The following is a 23,844-nucleotide window of genomic DNA, read 5'->3' as shown; positions in this document are numbered from 1 at the left end:
GCGACAGGTTGGGCGGACGGATTCATGCGGATGCGGTTCGAAGACGAGGCCGAAGGCGAGGAGGAGTTCGAGGCGGCGAGCGGGTTGCTGGTCGACCGACTGGAGCGGTGGGCCGGGGAGCACGGTCTGCCGGTCGACGCGTTCCTGGCCGAGGCGGCGTTGGAGTACCGGCACCGGGCGACTGCCGACGGTCGCTTGGGGCTGTGGGAGCCGAGGCACATCGAGGAGTTCCTGCTCTCCTGGTCGCCGGAGCAGATCACCCAACCCGTCGCCCGGGAAGACGGCGACGCTCCCAGCACGTTGCGTACGCTGCTGCGCTACCTGCACGCCGCGCAGTTGGCGGATCCGCGCGGTCCCGCGCTTCGGGACTCGCTCGCCGCGGTCGACGCCGCTGCCGAGGAGCATCCGGCGGCCATGGCGGACCGCACCCGATGGGGTCTGGCGAAGTTCTGGGCGATGACGGCCGCCGAACAGGGCGTGGACATCCTGGACACAGAGGCGTTGCAGCGATTCGCGGAGCGGGCTCGGCACGGAGAGGTCATCTATGACCAGGAGGCTCTCGACGCGATCATGGAACGGCGGTTGACCGGCTCGACGGCCGGCGCGGTCCGGTCCGAGCCGCAGTTGCCCGTGACGCTTCTCCCGGACGACGCACTGCGCCGACGGGCCGAGGCGTCCGCCGTGGTGGCGCAGTTGCGCCGGCTCGCCGAGTGGGCGGGGCGCGACGGTCGCGCGCTGACGGCGGCGGGGCGGTTGCGGATGACCGACGCCCGTGAGCTGGTGGAGGCGCTGGGCACCGGCGACAGGGCAGAGGGGGTGCGCTCCTCGGCGGGCCTGCCGCGGCTGGGGCTGCTGGTGGAGTGGGCCAGGAAGGCGCGGCTGGTCCGGGTGGCCAAGGGGCGGCTGTACGCGGTGTCCGCGGCCCGGCCGGTGCTGGCAGACCCACTGCGGCTGTGGCTGCGTGCCTTCGACGCCTGCTTCGAGCTGCGGAAGGCCCTGATCGGGGCGCGCGGCGGCTGGCAGACCGAGTCGATGCTCTTCGATGTGTACGAGGACGTGCTGGAGGACGTGCTGAACACGCTCTACAGCCTGCCGCAGCCGATGCCCTGGCCGCGTCTGCGCGACTCCGTGCACCTGGTCTACCGGACGCGCTTCGAGTGGGAGGGCGGATCGGAGTTCCAGGAGCGGATGTGGTTCGAGGAAGCCGACCGGGATCTGCGCACGGTGATCGACGCGCTGGTCGACCTGGGCGCGCTTGAGCGCGACCGGGGGATGGCCGACCCGGTCTTCCTCGACGTCGACCTCGCCGACGCCGGCTCCGCGCCGCCGGCCGACATGCCGCCGGAGTTCGCGGAGCTGCTGGGCTTCGTGGCGGCGGCGGACCCGGCGGCGCGGGAACGCGTCCACCGTCGGCGTGAGGAGCTGACCGCCGGGCCCGTCGAGCTCATCCGTCTCACCGAGCCGGGCACGTGGGCGGTACGGCAGCGGCTGCTGGCGGCGGGCCGGGACGCACCGCTGGTCGGCGAGCTGGCACAGGCGCCGGCGGCCGGTCTGCTGGGGGTGCTGGCCGACGACTACGACCCGGATGCCGCCCGCGCGGAGCTGGACGGCTGGCTGTCGGCGCGTGGTGAGCGGGACGCCGCACTGCGGCAACTCACCGAAGCCGTACGGACCATGGTCTTCCGCACGCGTGCCCAGGCGATGCTCACCGTACTGCTGACGGCGTTGCCGGATGGCGAGGGCGAACGGCTGCTGCGCGAGTTGCGCGGCGACCCCCGGCTCGCGCCGCTCGCGCTGAGCGTGCTGGCGCACCGTGAACTTCTCTCCCCCGAGGACATGACCGATGAGGAGCACCTGCTGGTGCTCGCCGAGAGCCTGCTCCAACTCGTGGAACTGACGGGCGGCCGGGACGGCGCCGAGGAAGCGCTGAGCGCCCAGGGCCCCCAGGCCGGGGAAGCGGTCGCCGCCGCGCTGGCCTCCACGCACCCGGACCGGGCCGGACTCGAAGAGCTCCGACGGCTGGCTTCCCGCGCGCTGCGGACCCCCGCCGCCCGCCTCGGCCACATCCGTAACCGCAGCCGCCGCTCGGGCAAGAGCGGCCGCAAGCACCGCCGTTGAGGGCGGCGCTGCCGGTTCCACGGGCGCGGGCACGTCGCCGTACGTCCTTGGCGGCGCGTTACTGTCGGACACATGGCCGAGGCATGGGACGAGGACGGGCTGCGGGCTCTGCGCCGTGCGCTTTACGGGCAGGACGGGGCGGCGCTGCTGGCGGCGTTGCGCCGGGGACCCGCGAGTGATGTGCTGCAACTGGCCGGCGAGGGCGTGGCCGGGGCTGCGGCGCTGGGTCTGCCGGGTGCCGCGGAGACGGCGGCCCAGTTCCTGAGCGCACTCCAGGAGCGCGGCTTCGAGGGGGACGAGGAGCTGGCGGACCGGTTGCGCACGGCCATGGACGGCACGGCGGATCCCCTCCTGCGTCCGCTCGGGGTCGATCTGGAGATGCTCGCCATGCTGCTGGAGGGCGACCCCGCCCACTCGGGTGGCCGACTCGATCTGTCCACCGGGGAGTGCTTTCCGGCGTTCACCGACGAGTTCGACCCCGGGCTCGGGGGGCCGCGGACGACCCCGAGCGATGGCTGCACGTGCCGGCTCTCGGTTCCCGGCCCGGCTACCGGGACATGGAACTGTTCGTCGACGGGCTCGGTGATCCCGCCCTCGCCGCCCGGCTGCGGATCGCCATCGCCGGGCGAGGAGCCTTCCGGCGGTTCAAAGACGTCCTCTCCCACGACGAGCGCGCCTCGCGCCGGTACCACCGATTCCACGAGGAACGACAGCTCGGCCGGGCCCGCGCCTGGCTGGCGGAGGAGGGCTACCGCCCGACGCCGCTCGCGCCGCGGCGAACGACGGGGTCCTGACTCCACTGGGCGAAACGTCGGTACACCGTCTGCCGGCACGGACCGAACACCGGAGGCAACCGCCTCCACGCGCAGCCCGATGTCGCCACGAACACGATCGCGGCCTGCGCCTCACGGTCATCAGCCCGACGTCGGCCCCCACCCCGGACGCTTCGCGCCGCTCAACCAGGTCCGTCGTGCACGTTCAGTGAACGACAACGCCATGAGAGCACGGTGTCGCAGGGAGCCGAGCCTCCATCAGACCCGGATCGCGATACGGAGCGTCACCACCACCGGAGAGACAAGGTGCGACAAGCTGGGACAATACGGTGCGGAGTGATGGGATTGAACGGAGTGGGCAATGGGGCGTCCCTGGCTGAACGTGCTGGTAAAGGTGGTGCCCGTTCCGCTCGGGTTACTGCTCAGCGGTGCTCTGGTCTGGAGTGCCACCAACGCCGACTGGAGTGCGACCAGCAGCAACAGCGGCAACACGTGGACCTCCGGCTCGTTCGGGCTGGCCAATGACAGCAAGGTGCCCATGTTCGACGTCGAGGACATGCAACCTGGCGACAGGGGCTCCAACTGCATCAGGATCAAATCGAACACCGATTTCCCCTCAGTGCTCAAGGTGTACAGCAGCTCACCGAACTGGCCCAACAACTTCCAGTCCTTCGTCAACCTCAGAATCGAGGTGGGCAGCGGCGGCGACGCCGGCGACTGCAAGGGCTTCACCCGGCGCGAGACCGTGTTCCGCGGCACCCTGGACACGTTCGTCGCCGTGCACACCGACTTCCGCACCGGCGTGGGTCCCTCCCCCCTGCGCGGCGCGGTGAGTTTCCGCATCGCGTGGGAGTTCAGCCGGAGCGCACCCAATGGCTCGCAGAGCACCAACACCAACGAGGTGACCTTCACCTGGGAAGCACGGGAACACAAGTGACTCTCCCCAGTGACCCTGCTGCCGGCGCTCCCCGCCAACCCACGGTCAAAGACGTCCCGCACCCGATCCGCGTGGTCACCTCGATCACCGCACGTACCTTGCTCGGCTCGATGGTCGGGCTGATGGTGTGGGCGCAATTGCCCGTGGTGGCGCTGGGCTGGACAGCGGGCGTGGTGCAGTCGGGCTCCATGCGTCCCGCCCTCATGCCGGGCGACGTCGTTCTCTACCAGCCACCACGCGACCGCACACCGGCGGTGGGCCAGATCGTGCTGGCCCAGGACCCCACTCGATCCGGCCAACTGCTCACCCATCGGGTCCACGGGGTACTTCCCAACAACGACCTGATCACCAAAGGTGACGCCAACTCCACCCCTGACTCCACCCCGATTCGGCCCAAGGCACTCCAAGGCGTCGCGCGATTGCACGTGCCCTGGATCGGGCTGCCGGTCCAGCTCTGGCGCGCCGAGCAGCTCGTGCGGGAGGCGATCCTGCTGCTCGGACTGGCCATTCTGCTCGCGCTCGCCGCGCTGCCACCGCACAGCCGTAGCCGGCACAAGTAGTTCCGGTGGCTGGAAAGGTGCCGTTCAGGGCCTACGACCTCAGCACTCGATGATGTTCACCGCGAGCCCGCCCCGCGCCGTCTCCTTGTATTTGACCGACATGTCCGCGCCCGTTTCCTTCATGGTCTTGATGACCTTGTCGAGCGAGACCATGTGGCTGCCGTCGCCGCGCATCGCCATCCTCGCCGCGGTCACGGCCTTGACCGCCGCCATGCCGTTGCGTTCGATGCAGGGGATCTGGACCAGACCGCCGACCGGGTCGCAGGTGAGGCCGAGGTTGTGCTCCATGCCGATCTCGGCGGCGTTCTCGACCTGTTCGGGAGTGCCGCCCAGGACCTCCGCGAGGGCGCCCGCGGCCATGGAGCAGGCGGAGCCGACCTCGCCCTGGCAGCCGACCTCGGCGCCGGAGATGGAGGCGTTCTCCTTGAAGAGCATGCCGATCGCGCCTGCCGCGAGGAGGAAGCGGACCACGCCCTCGTCGTCGGCGCCCGGCACGAAGTTCGTGTAGTAGTGGAGAACGGCCGGGATGATGCCCGCCGCGCCGTTGGTGGGGGCGGTGACGACCCGGCCGCCCGCCGCGTTCTCCTCGTTCACGGCCATCGCGTAGAGCGTGATCCACTCCATGGCGTGGGCCGAAGCGTCGCCCTCGGCGCGCAGCCGGCGGGCCGAGTTGGCGGCGCGCCGGCGGACCTTGAGGCCGCCGGGGAGGATGCCCTCACGGGACATGCCGCGCGAGACGCAGGCCCGCATGACCCCCCAGATGTCCAGCAGACCCGCACGGATCTCGTCCTCCGTGCGCCACGCCTTCTCGTTCTCCAACATGAGGGAGGAGATCGAGAGCCCGGTCTCCTCGGTCAGCCGCAGCAGTTCGTCGCCCGTGCGGAAGGGGTGCCGCAGCACGGTGTCGTCGAGCTTGATCCTGTCCTCGCCCACCGCGTCCTCGTCCACGACGAAGCCGCCGCCCACCGAGTAGTACGTCTTCTCCAGGACGGTCGCGCCCTCGGAGTCGTACGCGAAGACCGTCATGCCGTTGGCGTGGTACGGCAGGGTCTTGCGGCGGTGGAGGATCAGGTCCCTGTCGAAGTCGAAGCCGATCTCGTGCATCCCGAGCAGACTGATCCGGCCGGACTCCTTGATCCGCTCCACCCGCTCGTCGGCCGTCTCGACCTCGACCGTACGGGGGGAGGCGCCCGTCAGGCCGAGGAGGACGGCCTTCGGGGTGCCGTGGCCGTGGCCGGTCGCGCCGAGCGAACCGTACAGCTCGGCCCGTACCGAGGCGGTGTGGACGAGCAGACCCTCGTTCTTCAGCCGCCGGGCGAACATCCGGGCGGCGCGCATCGGGCCGACCGTGTGGGAGCTGGAGGGGCCGATGCCGATCGAGAAGAGGTCGAAGACCGAGATGGCCACGGGGACTCCTAGGAGAGTGGTAGACGCCGTTGTCTGCCGGGGTGGTGCGGGGTGGTGCGGATACGCGCCGGGGTGGTGCGCGGGATGCACCGGGGTGGTGCGTGGTACGGGCGGGGCACCGCGCTCACCGTCCAGTGTGCGCGGTGCCCCGGAATCCGCCGGTGGAACGTAAGGGCTACAGACCGGGGTACAGCGGGTGCTTCGCGGCCAGCGCCGTCACCCGGGCGCGCAGCGCCTCGGCGTCGTAGGACGGCTTCAGCGTCTCGGCGATGACGTCCGCGACCTCGCGGAAGTCGTCCGCCTGGAAACCGCGGGTGGCGAGCGCCGGGGTGCCGATCCGCAGGCCCGAGGTCACCATCGGCGGCCGGGGGTCGTTCGGGACGGCGTTGCGGTTGACCGTGATGCCGACCTCGTGGAGCCGGTCCTCGGCCTGCTGGCCGTCCAGCTCCGAGTCGCGCAGGTCGACGAGGACCAGATGGACGTCCGTACCGCCGGAGAGCACGGAGACGCCGTACTTCCTGACGTCGTCCCGGACCAGGCGCTCGGCGAGGATGCGCGCGCCGTCCAGCGTGCGCCGCTGGCGCTCCTTGAAGTCCTCGGTGGCGGCCACCTTGAAGGAGACCGCCTTCGCCGCGATGACATGCTCCAGCGGGCCGCCCTGCTGACCGGGGAAGACCGCCGAGTTGATCTTCTTCGCCAGTTCCTGCGTGGAGAGGATCACTCCGCCGCGCGGGCCGCCCAGCGTCTTGTGGGTGGTCGTGGTGACGACATGGGCGTGCGGCACCGGGTTGGGGTGCAGACCCGCCGCGACGAGGCCCGCGAAGTGGGCCATGTCGACCATCAGATACGCGCCGACCTCGTCCGCGATCCTGCGGAAGGCGGCGAAGTCCAGCTGACGCGGGTACGCGGACCAGCCGGCCACGATCAGCTTGGGCCGGGACTCCTTGGCGAGCTTCTCGACCTCGGCCATATCGACCTGGCCGGTGGCGTCGTCCACGTGGTAGGCGACCACGTTGTAGAGCTTGCCCGAGAAGTTGATCTTCATGCCGTGGGTCAGATGCCCGCCGTGCGCGAGATTCAGGCCCATGATCGTGTCGCCGGGCTTCAGCAGCGCGAACATCGCCGCCGCGTTCGCCTGCGCGCCCGAGTGCGGCTGGACGTTCGCGTGCTCGGCGCCGAAGAGCGCCTTCACACGGTCGATGGCGATCTGCTCGACGACGTCGACATGCTCACAGCCGCCGTAGTAGCGGCGGCCGGGGTAGCCCTCGGCGTACTTGTTGGTGAGGACGGAGCCCTGGGCCTCCATGACCGCGACCGGAGCGAAGTTCTCCGAGGCGATCATCTCGAGGGTGGACTGCTGGCGGTGGAGCTCGGCGTCGACGGCGGCGGCGACGTCCGGGTCCAGCTCATGGAGAGGGGTGTTGAGAAGCGACATCTCTGGATCCCTGGGGGTGGTGATGGTCGGTTGCCAAAGTCCCTCAGCTGCTGGGGCGCATCAGCTGCGGGGGCACGTCAGCCGCTGGAGAAATCCGCGTACTCGTCGGCGGTGAGCAGATCCTTGGGCTCCTCGCCGACCCGCACCTTGAACAGCCAGCCGCCCTCGAAGGGGGCGGTGTTCACCAGCGAAGGGTCGTCCACGACGTTCTGGTTGATCTCGGTGACCTCTCCGGAGACCGGGGAGTACAGATCGCTGACCGACTTGGTCGACTCCAGCTCGCCGCAGGTCTCGCCCGCGGTCACCGTGTCGCCCACCTCGGGAAGCTGTGCGTAGACGACGTCACCGAGCGCGTTGGCCGCGAACTCCGTGATGCCGACCGTCGACACACCGCCGTCGGCGGCCGACAGCCACTCGTGCTCCTTGCTGTAACGCAGCTGCTGGGGGTTGCTCATGATCTGAATTCTCCTGTACGCGGGAAGTGCGGATGTACGGGCAGGGGGGTGGTGGGCGAGGGTGTGCCGAGGGTCACTTCTGGCGCTTGTAGAACGGCAGCGCGACGACCTCGTACGGCTCGTGCGTGCCGCGGATGTCGACGCCGACGCCCTCGGCGCCGGGGACGGCGTGCTCCGGGTCCACGTACGCGATGGCGATCGGCTTCCCCAGCGTGGGGGAGGGCGCGCCCGAGGTGACCTCGCCGACGACCTTGCCGCCGGCGACGACCTCGTATCCGGCGCGCGGGACACGGCGGCCCTCGGCGATCAGGCCGACGAGCTTGCGCGGCGGGGCGGTCTCGGCGCGCTCGGCCGCCGCGGCCAGGGCCTCGCGGCCCACGAAGGCTCCGCCGTTCGTGGTCTTCTCGAACTTCACGATCCGGCCGAGGCCGGCGTCGAAGGGGGTCAGCGCGGTGGTCAGCTCATGCCCGTACAGCGGCATGCCCGCCTCCAGGCGCAGGGTGTCGCGGCAGGACAGACCGCAGGGGACGAGACCGGCGTCCCGGCCCGCGGCCGTCAGCGACTTCCACAGCTCCTGTGCCCGCTCCGGCTCGACGAACAGCTCGAAGCCGTCCTCGCCCGTGTAGCCGGTACGGGCGATCAGCGCGGGGACCCCGGCGACCGTGCCGGGCAGGCCCGCGTAGTACTTCAGCCCGTCCAGGTCGGCGTCGGTGACGGACTTCAGGATGCCCGCGGACTCGGGGCCCTGTACGGCGATCAGCGCATAGGCGTCCCGGTTGTCGCGCACCTCGGCGTCGAAGCCCGCGGCACGCTCGGTGATCGCGTCCAGGACGGTCTGGGCGTTGTCCGCGTTGGCCACGACCATGTATTCGGCGTCACCGAGGCGGTAGACGATCAGATCGTCCAGGATGCCGCCGTCCTCCCGGCAGATCATGGTGTAGCGGGCGCGCCCGACGCCGACCGTGCCGATGTTCCCGACCAGCGCGTAGTCCAGGAGTGTGGCGGCCTGCGGGCCGGTGACCGTGATCTCGCCCATGTGGGAGAGGTCGAAGAGGCCCGCTCGGGTGCGTACGGCCTGGTGTTCGTCGCGCTCGCTGGCGTACCGCAGCGGCATGTCCCAGCCGGCGAAATCGGTCATGGTCGCGCCCAGCGACCGGTGCAGGGCGTCGAGGGGGGTACGACGGGGGGCAGGGCTCATGGACGGGACTCCCAAGGCATGGCGACGAGGACGTTCCTCCCCATCTGTCATCGGAACCTGAGAGGTTCACCGCGACCGTACGTAGAGATGGTCGCGACTTGCACCTTGGGTGGAGCCACTGCCAGCGGCTCGCTTTTCAGATCTGCCTCATCGCGCGCGGTACGGGGCCTGAGAGATTCAAGGGAGGAACTTGCTCCTTCGGCGTCCGGCGGCATGGCCGGAACTCTCCCGCGCGGATTCAAGCGGCCGGTATGCAGTTGGCGGGCACATCATTGCACGCCTCACGGTCGAGTGGGGTGGACGGGCCCAACGGATTCTCCCGTCGCCGTTCCCGGAACCGCGACATGGGGCAAGACGCTCTTCACGGGGAAACCCGTTGAACCGCATTACCATTTCTTTACGCTTCTTGGGCAAGTGTGTCGGTGAGCTGACAGTGGGGGAGGGTGTGATGACGTTGCAGCACTCCGGTGCTTACGCGACGACCGCGGGGGTGCCCGCTCAGCCATCGGCGCCCGTCCGGGAGCTTCTGGGGGCGCCCGCGCCCGCGCTGCGGGATCTGCGGGAGCGCTCCGGGCGCAGTCCGCGGCGGCTGACATTCGGAGCGGGTGACCTCGTGGTGGTCTCCGGGCTGCCCGGCAGCGGGAAGTCCACGCTGATCCGGCGTGCGGCGAGCGGCCTGCGCATCGACTCCCAGGACACGCGGGACCGGTGGGACGCCCGAATGCCCGGGTTTCTGCCGTACGCGGTCTACCGCCCCTTCGTCCGCCTCGCGCACTACGCGGGGCTGCGGCGGGCCCTGCGCTCCGGCGAGAGCGTCGTCGTCCACGACTGCGGTACGCAGGCGTGGGTGCGCCGCTGGCTCGCCCGTGAGGCCCGGCGCCGGGGCACGGCCCTGCATCTGGTCATCCTCGACGTCTCGCCGAAGATCGCCCGGCAGGGGCAGCGCGAGCGCGGCCGGGGAGTGTCGGGGTACGCCTTCGCCCGCCACCGCCGTGCCGCCGGCCGTCTCATCTCGGACGCGGAGGGCGGCCGTCTCCCGTCCGGCTGCGCCTCCGCGGTGCTGCTGGACCGGGACGCGGCGACGGTCCTGACCCGGATGGGGTTCGCCAGCCCGCCGAGGTGCTGAGGGCGGCGCCCGAGTACGGAAACGGACCCGCGAGACGGGATACGGGACGTGTACGGGACGTCTGTGAGGCGGGACATAGGGGCGCGGGTCCGTGTACGGCACGGGTCTGTGTACGAGGCAGGGGCGCGGGCGCGAGCTTGCGTACGTGGGAGCGGAACACGAGCACCAGCCCGAGCCCGCGGGCTCGGGCACCCGGATGGGTAGGGCATTTTTCAGCCGTCCGCGTCCCCAGGGGCCGTTCCTGTTTCCCCGTCCCGTCCCCGTGGCTGTTCCCGTCCTCTCCGTCCCGGCGCCTTGTCCCCGTACCCGCGGCCGTCTCCCCGTCCCGGCCTCCCTGGCCCCCGCCTCTGTCGCCGTCAGACCGCTCTGTGGTGGGGTGCGGCCACCCGCCGGGCGGAACGCCAGGGCGGGTGGGACGCCGGGACGGGCGGGGCCGGGAGCAGCCGGGCGGCGGGGGCGGCTGGACCGCACCGCCCGTTCGCGCCGTCCGCCCGCCCCTCGCGCCCCGCGCCGTCCACCCCGCCTGCGCCCCGCGCGCCTCGCGGTGCCGTCCACCTTGGCTAAGTGGCCGCCGCTCGTCCGCGCCCCGCGCGGCCCCCGCGGCCTTCCACGGCATTAAAGTCGGGGGAGCGCAGTCGTGGGACGCCCGGTGGGAGCCGGGGGAGAGGGTCGGGGGCATGACCATGTCGGAGCAGGCGCATTCGCGTCTCTACGCGCAGTGGCCTGTGAACGAGCTGGAAGAGGTGCTCGCCGCGTCGGTCGGGAACCCGGCCGCGGGTGCGCGGCTCGTCGAGGTGCTCGGGCGGAGCCGTATCTGGGTGCCGCTGCCCAACGGCGGCGGCCCGGAGAGCCGGGACCTCGATCTGCCCATGATGGAGATCGACGGTGGGGCGTATGTGCCCGTCTTCAGCTCGGAAGAGCAGTTCATGGCCTGCGTCGGCAGCCATATGTCCTTCACCGTCGCGCCCGCGCGCGAGTTCGCCCGCGGACTGCCCCCGCAGCTCGGCATCGCCGTCAATCCGGGTGGCGCCGTCGGCGCGCCGCTGCCGCCGCCCGCCGTCGCCGAACTGTGCCGGGCGGTGGGCGACCCGCTGGGGGGCGTCATCGATGCCGGAGGCCCTGGGGCGGGGCCCGCGAGCGGTGGGCGCGTACGGCTTTTCGAGCCGGACTGGCAGGACGAGCCCGTCGACTTCCTGGCCGCGGCGGCCGGGGAGTTCCAGGAGTCCGGCGTCGTCCTCACCGCGCGCAGGGCTCTCGCCTCCGTCGAGGGCGATCCGCCGACGCTCTTCATCGGCGTCCAGCTCGCCTCCCTCGACGCCGCCCACGCCAACGCCCCCCTGGACGCCCTGGGCCGGGCGCTGGGCCGGGTCCCGATTCCCTGGCCCGTCAGCATCGTGCTGCTGGACGTCGCACACGACCCCGTGGCCGACTGGATGCTGGAGAAGCTGCGCCCCTTCTATCAGCGGGATCACAGATAGCGAACGGGTGGCGCTCAAGGACGTCAAGTCGATGTCAGGACGGCCGATTAAGCTGGTTTCATATGCCCGGACACCACCAGCGGTCCGGAGTCGGCCTCCCACCGGCTGGAGGTCGCGAATGTCGGATACAGGGTCGGACAGAGGGGCGGGACCAGGGTGAGCGCGTCAGGCACCGCGGCGACCGGGCAGGTCGAGCACATGCTCCGCCAGGTGACCCCCGGGCGCTATGACGCGTACGAGGCACTGCTCAAGGCGCTCGCCGACCCCGCGGGCGGCCAGGTGTGGATGCTGCTCTGGCAGGGCCGGCCGGGCACCCCGGACGCGCAGTACGGGAACATGGAGATCGACGGCGTCGGCTACGCCCCCTGTGTCACCTCCGCCCAGGAACTCTCCGTCTCCGGCTGGAACCGCGCACATGAGGTGGTCAGCGGGCTCGACATCGCCCGAGCGCTCTACCCCGACCGCTGGGGCATCTGGCTGAATCCGCATGCCCCCGGTGGCGGCGTCGGCATCCCCTGGCCGGATCTGCGCCGGATCGCCACCGGCCTCGACCGGATGCCGGCCGGACCGCTCAGGCTCTCCGAACCGGCCATCGAGATCCAGCACTTCTACGCCCTGCTCTCGCAGAACGCCCACCGCACCACCGCCGTCCGCTCACTGCGCCGCGCGTGGGTCCAGCCCGCGCTGGGCACTCCGTATCTCGCCATCGGGCTCGATCTGTACGACACGGGCAGACAGTCGGTGGACGCGGTGCGCGCGATGATGCAGCAGTCGATCGCCGCGGTGCCGGACGGGCTGCCCGTCTCCACGGTCGCGATGTCGGACGAGTACGACCCGGTGGCGATGTGGCTGCGGGCCAATGCCCAGCCCTTCTACGACCGTGACGCCCATGACCCCGCGCATGGCGGCGGCGGTTACGGCTACCCCCCTCCCCACGGCCGCTGATCCTGCGGTAGCCGGTAGCCGGTAGCCGGTAGCCGGTAGCCGGTAGCCGGTAGCCGGTAGCCGGAGGCCGGTAGCCGGCCCCCGAAGCCCGAGCATCGGGGCCGATCCTTCAGAAGACGGAAGCCCGAAGGCTCGCCCGGATGTTCACCGATCCCCAAGGGTGCTGATCCCCGACGGCACTGATCCGGGTGAACACCGCGCCCCCACGCGCTGAATCCGGAAGCGCGCGCCCAACCCCGGGAGTCACCGTTCCTCGGGCGCCGACCCCCGAGCGTGGCCGCCCGCCCGCGCGCCCGGTTCGCCGCGACCGCCCACCCCGGTCTCCGCAGGTCTCCGCGCGCGGCCCGTACGGCATGTGTGAAGGGCCCACACACCCCGGCTCCGCACGAGCTTCACGAATGCCGTGCCCGGCCCGGTCGTTTGCCTGTTTCCGAGCGCAATTGCCCCTTCGATCCCTCGGACGCACTCCGGTCCACATAGTGGGAACTGTCCCAACTTTCGCCTCATACACGGCAATTACCGATCCGCTCAGTATGGGAAGCGGTCCGGATATCGGAGCCTCTGAGGGTGCATCACGTTTGAGCAACCATTGCTCAGGGGGTCTGGCGGGTGATCGCGGGACCGTTGAAGACTCCCGCACCAAGGGGAGACGCGCACCCCTTGTACGGCTGGGTAACCCGTACCTCCGTACCGACTGCCGCATGTCCAACCGGATGTTGTGAACGAAGCCGCTCCAGCGGCGGGTACGGGCCGGTCACCTCCGGCCGAGAGGGGCCCCACCACGATGACGGCACCAATGCACGACACGAGCGCGGACGCGGAGAAGGCCGCGACCGCCGACGTCGCGGCGGCTGTACTCAAGAAGTCGGTCGAGGGCCGATCACTGCGGCAGATCGCCTGGACCCGACTGAAGCGGGACAAGCTCGCGCTCGCGGGCGGCATCGTTGTCATACTCCTGGTCCTCGTCGCCGTCTTCGCCCCGCTCATCGTCGATCTGCTCGGCCACCCGCCCGACAAGTTCCACCAGGACAAGCTCGATCCGCTGTTCGGCCTGCCCATCGGTTCGTACGGCGGCATCAGCTCCGAGCATCTGCTGGGCGTCGAGCCCAGCAACGGCCGCGATGTCTTCAGCCGGATCGTCTACGGCGCGCGGATCTCGCTCCTGGTGGCCTTCCTGGCCGCCCTGGTCGCCGTACTGCTCGGGACGGTGTTCGGCGTCATGGCCGGATACTTCGGCGGCTGGGTCGACTCGGTCATCAGCCGGGTGATGGACATGCTGCTCGCCTTCCCGCAGCTGCTCTTCATCATCTCCCTGGTCTCGGTGCTCCCCACCGATCTGCTGGGCATGACCGGGACCAACGTCCGAGTCGCCATCCTCGTCACCGTGATCGGCTTCTTCGGCTGGCCGTACGTCGGACGCATCGTCCGCGGCCAGACCCTCTCCCTCCGGGAGAAGGAGTACGTGGAGGCCGCCCGCAGCCTGGGCGCGGGCCGGCGCTATGTGCTCTTCAGGGAACTCCTGCCGAACCTCGTCGCCCCGATCACCGTCTACGCGACCCTGATGATCCCCACCAACATCCTCACCGAGGCGGCGCTCAGTTTCCTCGGCGCGGGGGTGAAGCCGCCCACCGCCTCATGGGGGCAGATGCTCTCCTCGGCGGTGAAGACCTATGAGTCCGACCCGACCTTCATGGTGGTGCCCGGTCTGGCGATCTTCATCACGGTCCTGGCCTTCAACCTCTTCGGCGACGGAGTGCGGGACGCGCTCGACCCCAAGGGCACCCGGTGACCGCCCTCGATCCCCGCGGCGCCGCCCGGCCGCGGCCAACTGAACGTGCCCCTGCCACAGATGTCAGGCGGCTCCCCGATGGATTCCCGGCGTCGAGCAGGGACCGCGCTACCCCGGAGGTTGCAGGAACTATGACTCCCCTACGTTCGTCGAGGACCAGGCGCATCGCCGGAGCGGCGCTCGTCGTGGCCGCCCTCACGGCCACCGCGGCGTGCGGCGGCGGCTCCGACGACGAGAACGGCGGCGGCAAGGGCGCCGGATTCAACGCCGGAGCCAAGGGCATCGCCAGTCCGTCGACCAAAGCGGGCGGCACGCTGAAGTTCATCGGCAAACAGGACCTGGACTCCGCCGACCCCCAGCGCCAGTACTACGGCATGGCCTGGGACTTCTCCCGGTTCTACGCGCGGCAACTCATCTCGTACGCGACCAAACCGGGCGCCGCGGGCGCCGAACTCGTCCCCGACCTCGCCAAGGCCAAGGGCGTCGTCTCCAACGGCGGCAAGACCTACACCTACCAGCTCCGCTCCGGGATCACCTGGGAGGACGGTTCGCCGATCACCTCCAAGGACATCAAGTACGGGATCGAGCGCATCTGGGCCAAGGACGTCATCACCGGCGGCCCGCAGTATCTGCGGCAGGTCCTCGACCCGGAGCAGAAGTACCCGGGGCCGTACAAGGACACCACCGCGGACAAGCTCGGACTGCAGGCGATCCAGACGCCCGACGACACGACCATCGTCTTCAACCTGGCCGCGCCCAACGGCGACTTCGAGCAGATGCTCGCCATGCCGTCCGGGTCGCCGGTGAAGAAGGAGAAGGACACGGCGGCCAAGTACCAGCTGAAGCCGTTCTCCTCGGGCCCGTACAAGTTCGAGTCGTACACGCCGAAGAAGAGCATCGTCCTCGTCCGCAACGACAAGTGGCAGAAGGCGTCCGACCCGATCCGGCCCGCGCTGCCGGACAAGATCACCGTCACGATCAACTCCAACATCGAGGCCATCGACGAACTGCTCATCAAGGGCGAGTACGACCTCGACCTGAACGCCACCGGAATGGCCCAGGCGGGCCGTACCAAGGCGCTCACCGAGCACAAGGACAATGTCGACAACATCGAGACGAGCTTCGTCCGCTATGTCGACATCGCCACCAAGGTCGCGCCGTTCGACAACATCGAGTGCCGTAAGGCCGTCATCTACGCCACCGACTACACATCGCTGCAGACGGTCCGCGGCGGCCCGCAGGCCGGCGGTGACATCGCCACGAACATGCTGCCCAAGGGCATCAAGGGCGCGGACGACTACGACCCGTACGGCATCAAGGCGCGCCAGGGCAAGCCGGACACCGCCAAGGCCAAGGAAGCCCTGAAGGCGTGCGGCAAGCCGAACGGCTTCAGTACCAACATCAGCGCCCGCAGCAACAACCCGAACGAGGTCCAGGCGGCCGAGGCGCTCCAGCAGGCCCTCGGGGCCGTCGGCATCAAGACTGAGGTCGAGGCGATCGACGGTGCCGAATCCTCCAGCATCACCGGTTCGCCGGCCGTGGTGAAGCAGCGCGGCCTGGGCCTGGTCATGTCCGGCTGGGGCCCGGACTTCCCGACCGGCCAGGGATTCTCGCAGCCGCTCGTCGACGGCCGCTTCATCGCCACGAACGGCAACTACAACATCTCCGAGACGAACGATCCGAAGATCAACAAGTTCTTCGACGACGCTCTGAAGGAGACCGACCCGAACAAGGCCGGCGAGATCTACCAGCAGATGAACCACGCCGTCGCCGACCTGGCCGTGCAGATGCCGTTCATCTACGAGAAGAACATCACCTGGCGCAGCTCGCGGCTGACGAACGCCTACTCGACGGCGGCCTACAACGGCCGTTACGACTACGTCAGCCTGGGCGTCGTCAAGTAATCCTCCGCCATGACGTCCAGTCCTCCGCCATGACGTCCAGTCGTCCGTCATGACGTGACTTCGTCCGTCATGACGTGCAGTCCTCAGCCGTGACGTGCACGGTCGCCCGCGGCCCGGCCCCGGGCGACCGGCCACGCCCCCACCATCGCCCAACCCGCCAGTCCCGAAGGGCAGGTGATGGCCTCGGGCGGCGGCCGGGAGCACCCCGTCGACCGGGGTCGCCCCGGCCGCCGCCGGGCCGCGCACAGTGCTTGCATACATCGTCCGGCGATTGTTCGCCGTCGCCATGATGCTGTTGGTCGTGACCCTGACGACCTTCGTCATCTTCTTCGTGCTCCCGAAGTGGGCCGGGTCCGATCCGGCGTATCTCTTCGCCGGCAAGCAGACCGACCCCGCCGCCATCGAGGGCATCCGGAAGAAGCTGGGTCTGGCCGATCCGGTGCTGGTGCAGTTCTGGCACTTCGTCCAGGGCCTGTTCGTGGGCCGGGAGTACGCCAACGGCGCGGACGTCACCAACTGCCCCGCCCCCTGCTTCGGCTACTCCTTCCGTACCGAACAGGAGGTGTGGCCGCAGCTCACCGAGGCCATCCCGGTCACCCTGTCGCTCGCCGGGGGAGCCTGTCTGCTCTGGGTCGTCGGCGGTGTCAGCACCGGCGTCGTCTCCGCGCTGCGCCGCGGCACCCTGTGGGACCGGGCCGCGATGACCGTCGCGCTGGCCGGCGTATCGCTCCCGATCTACTTCACCGGACTGCTCTCGCTGGCGATCTTCAGTTACCAGCTGGACTGGGTCGGCGGCGAGTACGCCTCGCTGGGGCAGGATCCGGCCCAGTGGTTCGAGACGCTGATCCTGCCCTGGATCACCCTCGCCTTCCTGTACGCGGCGATGTACGCGCGCCTCACCCGCGCCACCATGCTGGAGATCATGGGCGAGGACTACATCCGCACCGCCCGCGCCAAGGGACTCACAGAGCGGGTCGTCATCGGACGGCACGCGATGCGCTCCACCTGGACGCCCGTGCTGACGCTGCTCGGCCTCGACCTCGGAGCGCTGCTGGGCGGGGCGGTGCTCACCGAGTCCACGTACAACCTGCCAGGACTCGGGCGGCTCGCGATCGAGTCCATCAACACCAAGGATCTTCCGCTGATCCTCGGCGTCACGCTCATCGCGGCCCTGTTCATCTGCGTCGCCAACCTCGTCGTGGACCTGCTGTACGCCGTCGTCGACCCGCGAGTGAGGCTCGGATGACCAACCTCGAAACCTCCGGCACTTCGGACGCGTCCGGCACGTCCGGAACCCCTGGTGTGTCTGGTGCGTCTGGTGCGTCCGGCGTGTCTGGTGGCTCCGGAGCCGCCGATGCGTCCGGAACCCCGGCTACGTCCGGCGCGTCCGGAGCCGCCGATGCGTCCGGCGAATCCGGCACGTCCGCGGACGGCGACACCGGTGCGGGAACGGCCCCCGGCGAGGTCGCGGCGGCCGGATCGCCCGCCCCGGCCGCGTTCCTCGAAGTACGCGACCTCCGGGTCCACTTCCCGACCGACGACGGCCTCGTGAAATCCGTCGACGGCCTCAGCTTCCGGCTGGAGAAGGGCCGGACCCTCGGCATCGTCGGCGAGTCCGGCTCCGGCAAGTCCGTCACCTCGCTGGGCATCATGGGCCTGCACACCGCGGGACAGTACGGCCGCCGCAAGGCGCGTATCTCCGGCGAGGTCTGGCTCGACGGCCGGGAACTGCTCGGCGCTGACCCGGACGAAGTCCGCAGGCTGCGCGGCCGGGACATGGCGATGATCTTCCAGGATCCGCTCTCCGCCCTGCACCCCTACTACACGATCGGCAGGCAGATCGTGGAGGCGTACCAGGTCCACCACGACGTCGACAAGAAGACCGCGCGCAAGCGCGCTGTCGACATGCTCGACCGGGTGGGCATCCCCCAGCCCGACAAACGCGTGGACGACTACCCGCACGAGTTCTCCGGCGGAATGCGCCAGCGCGCGATGATCGCGATGGCGCTGGTCAACAACCCCGAACTGCTGATCGCCGACGAGCCGACGACCGCGCTGGACGTCACCGTCCAGGCGCAGATCCTCGACCTCATCAGGGATCTCCAGAGAGAGTTCGGCTCCGCGGTCATCGTCATCACCCACGACCTGGGAGTCGTCGCCGAACTGGCCGATGACATCCTGGTGATGTACGGGGGCCGGTGCGTGGAACGCGGCCCCGCCGAGAAGGTCTTCTACGAGCCCCAGCACCCCTACACCTGGGGCCTGCTCGGCTCGATGCCGCGCATCGACCGCGATCAGACCGAACGGCTCATCCCGGTCAAGGGCTCCCCGCCCAGCCTCATCGACATCCCCGACGGCTGCGCCTTCAACCCGCGCTGCCCGTACGCCGATGTGCCCGAGGGCAATGTGACGCGCACCGTCCGCCCCGAACTCCGCGAGGTGGGCGGGCGGCACTTCTCCGCCTGTCACATGGCGCAGGGGGAGCGGACGCGGATCTGGACCGAAGAGATTGCGCCCAAGCTGTGAGTGACGACGTGAAGATTCCCCAGCAGGCGGCGGCGGACGCGAAGGCCGCGCCGAAGACCGGGGCGGCCAAGGAAACCGGGGCCGCCAAGGAAACCGAGGCTGCCACGGAGACCGGGGCTGCCACGGAGACCGGGGCCGCACCGGACGCCAAGGCGGCCCCGGACGTGCTCCTCAAGGTCGAGGGCCTGGTCAAGCACTTCCCCATCAGGAAGGGGCTGCTGCGACGGCAGACCGGAGCCGTCCAGGCCGTCGACGGGCTGACCTTCGACGTCCGTTCCGGCGAGACCCTCGGCGTGGTCGGCGAGTCGGGCTGCGGCAAGTCGACGATGGGCCGGCTGATCACGCGGCTGCTCGAACCGACCGGCGGGCGGATCGAGTTCGAGGGGCACGACATCACCCACCTGGGTGTCGCCGGGATGCGTCCGCTGCGCCGTGACGTCCAGATGATCTTCCAGGATCCGTACTCCTCGCTGAACCCCCGGCACACGATCGGCACCATCGTCTCCGCGCCCTTCCGGCTCCAGGGCATCACGCCGGAAGGCGGGGTGAAGAAGGAGGTCCAGCGGCTGCTCGAACTGGTGGGCCTCAACCCCGAGCACTACAACCGCTATCCGCACGAGTTCTCCGGCGGCCAGCGCCAGCGCATCGGCATCGCGCGGGCGCTCGCCCTGAAGCCCCGGCTGGTGGTGGCGGACGAGCCGGTCTCCGCGCTGGACGTCTCCATCCAGGCGCAGGTGGTGAATCTGCTCGACGACCTCCAACAGGAGCTGGGGCTCACCTATGTGATCATCGCTCACGATCTCTCCGTGATCCGGCATGTGTCGGACCGGATCGCGGTGATGTATCTGGGCAAGATCGTGGAGCTGGCGGACCGGGCCTCGCTGTACGAAGCGCCGATGCACCCGTACACCAAGGCGCTGATGTCGGCGGTGCCGGTGCCGGACCCGCGGCGGCGCGGCGTCAAGAGTGAGCGGATTCTCCTCAAGGGCGATGTGCCGTCGCCGATCTCCCCGCCGACGGGCTGCCGCTTCCACACCCGGTGCTGGAAGGCGACGGAGATCTGCGTCACGCGGGAGCCCCCGCTCATCGCGCTGAAGCCTGGACAGCAGGTGGCCTGCCACCATCCGGAGAACGCGGCGGACCTGGCGCCACAGGAGAAGGTGCTGGAGTCGGCGCGTGAGGCGGTCGAGGTGGTGACGGTGGCTCCCCGGTCGGCGGACGCGGGGGCGGCGGTGCGGGGGGCTCCGGTGGAGACGGCCCGCGCCGGGGCCGAGACAGCCCAGACAGTCGGGGCCGAGACAGCCGGGGTCGAGACCGAAGGGGGCGGCGGGGGCGGCGGGGTGGAGGCGGGCGGCGGGGCCAGCGGAGCCGTAGCGGCTGCCGACCCTGCCGACCCTGTCGAGCCTGTTGAGTCGGGAAACACCGATGAGGCAGACGAGTCAGACGAGTCAGACAGGGCTGGCGGGCCGGGCGGGACACGGGAGTAGACCCGGCACAATCATCCGGTGTTCCAAGAACTCTTCACGCCCTCCGTTCAGCACGCGCTCGACCTCGCCGGAATCTTCGTCTTCGCGATCTCCGGCGCACTGCTCGCCGTACGCAAGAACTTCGACGTGTTCGGCATCGCCGTGCTGGCCGAGGTGACCGCGCTGGGCGGAGGGCTGCTGCGCGACCTGATCATCGGCGCTGTTCCCCCGGCCGCCTTCACCGATCTCGGCTACTTTCTGATGCCCCTGGTGGCCGCCGCGCTGGTCTTCTTCCTCCACCCCCAGGTCGAGCGCATCCAGACCGGCGTCAATGTCTTCGACGCGGCGGGCCTCGGACTGTTCTGTGTGACCGGGACGACCAAGGCGTACGAATACGGCCTCGGCCTCACCTCCTCGGCGGCGCTGGGCCTCGCGACCGCGGTCGGCGGCGGTGTGCTCCGGGACGTCCTGGCCAATGAGGTCCCGTCGCTGCTGCGCTGGGACCGCGATCTCTATGCCGTGCCCGCCATCGTCGGAGCGGTCATGATCGTGCTGTTCATCAAGTTCGACACATTGAACGCGCTCACCAGCGGCCTGGCCGCGGTGACCGCCTTCGCCCTGCGCCTGCTGGCGATGCGCTTCCACTGGCGAGCGCCCAGGGCCTGGAACCGGCGTTCGGCCGCCTTCGAGGAGATGTGACGAAGGAAACCATAGAAAGCTACCGCTTAGTATGTCCTTGTTGTACGGTACCGCTATGGCACAGGCGGTTCAGGCATCCATCGGCGACAGCGAGTTCGACCGCGACACGGCGGTCACCCTGCGCGAACCCGGCGTCTACGACGCGGAGCTCTCGGCGGGCTGGACGATCAGCCACGCCGTCAACGGCGGCTATCTGCTGGCCCTGCTCGGGCGGGCCCTGGGAGATGTGCTGCCGCATCCGGACCCCTTCACGGTCTCGGCCCACTATCTGAGCGCGTCCCAGCCCGGCCCGGCGGTGATCCGGACCCAGACCGTCCGCGCCGGCCGCACCCTCTCCACCGGGCAGGCGTCCCTCTTCCAGTACGGCGAGGACGGCGCCGAGGTCGAGCGCATCCGCGTCCTGGCGACCAACGGCGACCTCGGCGAACTGACCGACGAGGTGCGGACCTCGGCGCTGCCGCCCTCCATCCCGCCGTACGAGAACTGCCTCGGGACGGACGACGGACCGACACCACGCCTCTCCGGCAGCTCGGCGATTCTGGAGCGGCTGAACATCAGGCTCGACCCGGCGACCGTCGGGTGGGTGGTCGGCGCCCCCTCCGGCAAGGGCGAGATGCGCGGCTGGTTCTCCCTCGTGGACGGCCGGGACGCGGACCCGCTCTCCCTGCTGCTGACCGTGGACGCGATGCCGCCGGCCGCGTTCGACCTGGGCCTCAAGGGCTGGACGCCCACGATCGAGCTGACCGCGCACATCCGCTGCCGCCCGGCCCCCGGCCCGCTGCGGGTCGCGATCACCACCCGGAATCTGGCCGGCGGCTATCTGGAGGAGGACGCGGAGATCTGGGACAGCCGGGACCGGCTGGTCGCCCAGTCGCGCCAGCTGGCGAAGGCCCCGCGCTGAACCTTGGGGGCGTACGGGAACTTCCGTAGCCCCGCCCCCTGGCGTACAGGGCTTCCCTATACGCCAGGCGGTCCGGTACGCCAGGGCCGGTCCGGCCCCTTAAACCTCGCGGCCCAGCCAAGCCGCCAGCCGCTCATAGGCGTCCGCGCCCGCCGGCGCCTCCCGGACCGCCTCGAACGGCACCTCCCCGCCGCGAGGGCCTCCTGCGGGCAGCATCGCCCGGGCGGCAGGCAGAACGGCCTCGGCCAGCGACTGATCCAGCGGCATCGGATGCCCGAGCGCCCGGGAGAGATCCCAGGTGTGGGCCACCGTCTCCATCACATATCCCCCGAGCGCGGCGGCCCCGGGCACTCGACCCCACGGCACCGTCACCTCCAGCCCGAGCTTCGCGTCATCCGCCCACGCCTCGGCGAACCGCCGACGGGCCTCGACGTAGGCATCGCCCCACCCCTCGTCCCCGACGCCGTCCACCCTCGCGGGCGCCGTCGTCGCCTCACCGCCCTCACCCACCAACGCGATCCGGTGCGTCCCGCCCACCACATGGGACAGCAGGGCCCGGACGTCGTACTCCGAACACGGCGTCGGGTCGCCGAGCCGGTCCGGCGTCACGGTCTTCAAGAGTTCCGCGAACTGGTCGGCGGCCCGCTCGTACTGGGGGCGAGGGTCGTTCATACGGTCCATCTCCTCGGTGTGTGTCGTTCGGTGCACGTGGTTCTCGTATGGGCTCCGCAGAGCCGGAGCCCAAGCCCTGGAGCCCAAGCCCTGGAGCCCAAGCCCTGGAGCTCGGCCGGCCGGCGAAACGGAACCGCACTGTCCTCCCGACCCCAGCCGCCCGTTCCGCCGGTGCAGCGCACTGTTCCCGGATAACCTGACAACCACCGTCATATTTTCCGGAGACCCTCATCCCGTGAAATCCGACCGGCTGCTGTCGATCCTGTTGCTCCTCCAGACCCGTGGCCTCGTGCCGGCCGCCGAGCTGGCCGAGCGCCTGGAGGTCTCCATACGGACCATCTACCGTGACATCGAATCCCTCTCCGCCTCCGGTATCCCCGTCTACGCCGAGCGTGGCCGGCACGGCGGAATCGCCCTGCTGCCGGGCTTCCGCACCGATGTCACCGGTCTCACCGAGGACGAGTCGCGCGCCCTGTTCGTCCTGGCCACCCAGGGCACGCACACGGCGCTCGGCCTCGACGAGGCGCTGGGCTCGGCCCTGCGCAAGGTCATGGCCGCCCTCCCCGAACCGCACCGGCCCGCCGCCGAGCTGACGAGCCGCCGCGTCCTGGTGGACCCGGCACGCTGGCTGATATCGCAGCCCGCCGTCGACCTCGACGTCCTCAGCACCGCGGTCTTCACCGATCGGCGGCTGCGGCTCCGCTACCGCCGCCGCGACGAGACCGAACCCGGCACCTACCTCCTCGACCCGTACGGCCTCGTCGTCAAGGCGGGCTTCTGGTACCTGGTCGCCGACAAGTCGGGATCGGCACGCCTCTTCCGCGCCGATCGCGTGGTCTCCGCCACCATCGTCGACGAACCGGTTCGCCGCCGCCCCGGCCTCGAACTCGCCGACGTCTGGGAAACCCTGCGCTCCGGCATCGAACGCCGCCGATGGGAAATCCGCGTCACGGTCCTCGCGCGTGAATCCGCGCTGAACCACATGCGTCGCGTCACTGACCTCCGTTTCATGGCCGATCCCGTCCCGGAGGGGATGGATGGCGAATGGACTCGTCTCGAACTCGGCTACACCTCCATCGAGGAAACCCAGACCCTCCTCAGCTTCGGTGCGGACGTCCGAGTCCTCTCGCCTCCGGACGTCCGCGATCTGCTGATCCGCGCGGCGGCGGCGGTGACCGACCTCTATGCCTCCGCCGACCGCCCCGACGCGGGGCAGCCTCCCCCGGACTGACGTTGCGGATCCGGGCGCGCTGGATACGGACGAACCGGACCCGCGAACCCAGTCGGCCCAGTCGCCGCCGCCCGCCGGTTCTGCTCGCTTCCGGCTCACGTCCCGACCGGCGAACCGTCCGGACGCGGCGCTCGCCGAGGCCGGGGGCACCCCGAATTGCAGGAGGCGCACCCGCTCACCCCCGGCACTCGTCCGAGCCCCCCGATCCGCCTCGTAGAATCGAC

General features: G+C 70.2%; 20 protein-coding genes, 1 pseudogene and 1 riboswitch. Of the genes and pseudogenes, 15 read left to right on the top strand and 6 right to left on the bottom strand.

The window, feature by feature from the left end; all coding sequences use genetic code 11:
• The first annotated feature begins 30 nt into the window (after positions 1–30).
• Both ACWEFL_RS00480 and ACWEFL_RS00475 read left to right on the top strand, forming a co-directional pair.
• A complete protein-coding gene (locus ACWEFL_RS00480; protein ID WP_451705298.1) occupies positions 31–2,118 on the top strand; it encodes a hypothetical protein in 2,088 nt (695 codons plus the stop codon).
• Positions 2,119–2,564: 446 nt separating this feature from the next.
• On the top strand, positions 2,565–2,912 hold the full coding sequence (locus ACWEFL_RS00475; protein WP_451705295.1) for a UPF0158 family protein: 348 nt from the start codon (positions 2,565–2,567) through the stop codon (positions 2,910–2,912).
• Here the strand turns inward: ACWEFL_RS00475 and ACWEFL_RS00470 are convergent.
• Positions 2,909–3,058, bottom strand: a pseudogene (locus ACWEFL_RS00470) (transposase); the annotation flags it as partial. The gene ACWEFL_RS00475 and the pseudogene ACWEFL_RS00470 overlap by 4 nt on opposite strands.
• Before the next feature lie 194 nt (positions 3,059–3,252).
• Here ACWEFL_RS00470 and ACWEFL_RS00465 point away from each other — a divergent pair.
• Both ACWEFL_RS00465 and ACWEFL_RS00460 read left to right on the top strand, forming a co-directional pair.
• Entirely contained in the window at positions 3,253–3,828 is a 576-nt protein-coding gene (locus ACWEFL_RS00465; protein WP_451705293.1) for a hypothetical protein, read from the top strand.
• Positions 3,825–4,388, top strand: a complete 564-nt coding sequence (locus ACWEFL_RS00460) for a signal peptidase I (protein ID WP_451705291.1) — start codon at positions 3,825–3,827, stop codon at positions 4,386–4,388. The genes ACWEFL_RS00465 and ACWEFL_RS00460 overlap by 4 nt, the downstream gene beginning before the upstream one ends.
• A gap of 39 nt (positions 4,389–4,427) precedes the next feature.
• On the opposite strand, the gene ACWEFL_RS00455 is transcribed toward ACWEFL_RS00460, so the two are convergent.
• The 4 genes from ACWEFL_RS00455 to gcvT form a co-directional block, all read right to left on the bottom strand.
• A complete protein-coding gene (locus tag ACWEFL_RS00455) occupies positions 4,428–5,795 on the bottom strand; it encodes an L-serine ammonia-lyase (protein WP_451705288.1) in 1,368 nt (455 codons plus the stop codon).
• A 175-nt stretch (positions 5,796–5,970) separates the two neighbouring features.
• The gene (gene glyA / locus ACWEFL_RS00450; protein ID WP_451705285.1) at positions 5,971–7,230 is read right to left on the bottom strand and encodes a serine hydroxymethyltransferase; all 1,260 of its coding nucleotides are present in this window, start codon (positions 7,228–7,230) and stop codon (positions 5,971–5,973) included.
• Between the two features lie 77 nt (positions 7,231–7,307).
• Positions 7,308–7,685 (bottom strand): glycine cleavage system protein GcvH, encoded by a 378-nt coding sequence (gcvH, locus tag ACWEFL_RS00445; RefSeq protein ID WP_451705282.1) that lies wholly within the window; start codon positions 7,683–7,685, stop codon positions 7,308–7,310.
• A 73-nt stretch (positions 7,686–7,758) separates the two neighbouring features.
• Entirely contained in the window at positions 7,759–8,883 is a 1,125-nt protein-coding gene (gene gcvT / locus ACWEFL_RS00440) for a glycine cleavage system aminomethyltransferase GcvT (RefSeq protein ID WP_451705279.1), read from the bottom strand.
• 147 nt (positions 8,884–9,030) lie between these two features.
• Positions 9,031–9,124, bottom strand: a riboswitch (glycine riboswitch).
• 207 nt (positions 9,125–9,331) lie between these two features.
• On the opposite strand from gcvT, the gene ACWEFL_RS00435 reads away from it, so the two are divergent.
• From ACWEFL_RS00435 to ACWEFL_RS00390, 10 genes are all read left to right on the top strand, one after another.
• Positions 9,332–10,009, top strand: coding sequence for an AAA family ATPase (locus ACWEFL_RS00435; protein ID WP_451705276.1), 678 nt, complete (start codon positions 9,332–9,334; stop codon positions 10,007–10,009).
• 677 nt (positions 10,010–10,686) lie between these two features.
• On the top strand, positions 10,687–11,487 hold the full coding sequence (locus ACWEFL_RS00430; protein WP_451705273.1) for an enhanced serine sensitivity protein SseB: 801 nt from the start codon (positions 10,687–10,689) through the stop codon (positions 11,485–11,487).
• 156 nt (positions 11,488–11,643) lie between these two features.
• Complete coding sequence (locus ACWEFL_RS00425) at positions 11,644–12,432, top strand: enhanced serine sensitivity protein SseB C-terminal domain-containing protein (protein WP_451705270.1); 789 nt, start codon at positions 11,644–11,646, stop codon at positions 12,430–12,432.
• A 784-nt stretch (positions 12,433–13,216) separates the two neighbouring features.
• On the top strand, positions 13,217–14,221 hold the full coding sequence (locus ACWEFL_RS00420) for an ABC transporter permease (RefSeq protein WP_451705267.1): 1,005 nt from the start codon (positions 13,217–13,219) through the stop codon (positions 14,219–14,221).
• A gap of 131 nt (positions 14,222–14,352) precedes the next feature.
• Entirely contained in the window at positions 14,353–16,125 is a 1,773-nt protein-coding gene (locus ACWEFL_RS00415; RefSeq protein ID WP_451705265.1) for an ABC transporter substrate-binding protein, read from the top strand.
• 247 nt (positions 16,126–16,372) lie between these two features.
• Entirely contained in the window at positions 16,373–17,371 is a 999-nt protein-coding gene (locus ACWEFL_RS00410) for an ABC transporter permease (protein WP_451705262.1), read from the top strand.
• An 83-nt stretch (positions 17,372–17,454) separates the two neighbouring features.
• Positions 17,455–18,651 carry an ABC transporter ATP-binding protein gene (locus tag ACWEFL_RS00405; protein ID WP_451705259.1) on the top strand — a complete coding sequence of 399 codons (1,197 nt, stop codon included), beginning with the start codon at positions 17,455–17,457 and terminating at the stop codon, positions 18,649–18,651.
• On the top strand, positions 18,648–20,138 hold the full coding sequence (locus ACWEFL_RS00400) for an ABC transporter ATP-binding protein (RefSeq protein WP_451705257.1): 1,491 nt from the start codon (positions 18,648–18,650) through the stop codon (positions 20,136–20,138). Before ACWEFL_RS00405 ends, ACWEFL_RS00400 begins: the two co-directional genes overlap by 4 nt.
• An 18-nt stretch (positions 20,139–20,156) precedes the next feature.
• Positions 20,157–20,816 (top strand): trimeric intracellular cation channel family protein, encoded by a 660-nt coding sequence (locus ACWEFL_RS00395; protein WP_451705254.1) that lies wholly within the window; start codon positions 20,157–20,159, stop codon positions 20,814–20,816.
• 55 nt (positions 20,817–20,871) lie between these two features.
• The gene (locus ACWEFL_RS00390; RefSeq protein WP_451705251.1) at positions 20,872–21,717 is read left to right on the top strand and encodes a thioesterase family protein; all 846 of its coding nucleotides are present in this window, start codon (positions 20,872–20,874) and stop codon (positions 21,715–21,717) included.
• Between the two features lie 99 nt (positions 21,718–21,816).
• On the opposite strand, the gene ACWEFL_RS00385 is transcribed toward ACWEFL_RS00390, so the two are convergent.
• Positions 21,817–22,398 carry a TIGR03086 family metal-binding protein gene (locus ACWEFL_RS00385; protein WP_451706142.1) on the bottom strand — a complete coding sequence of 194 codons (582 nt, stop codon included), beginning with the start codon at positions 22,396–22,398 and terminating at the stop codon, positions 21,817–21,819.
• Positions 22,399–22,624: 226 nt separating this feature from the next.
• Here ACWEFL_RS00385 and ACWEFL_RS00380 point away from each other — a divergent pair, with 226 nt between their 5' ends.
• Positions 22,625–23,620: a helix-turn-helix transcriptional regulator gene (locus tag ACWEFL_RS00380; RefSeq protein WP_451705248.1), complete on the top strand. Its 996-nt coding sequence runs from the start codon at positions 22,625–22,627 to the stop codon at positions 23,618–23,620.
• The last annotated feature ends 224 nt before the right edge of the window (positions 23,621–23,844 follow it).

This window comes from Streptomyces sp. NPDC004838 (genome assembly GCF_053600955.1).
Note: the sequence above shows the minus strand (reverse complement) of the source record. Positions and strands in the feature narration are given on the sequence as shown.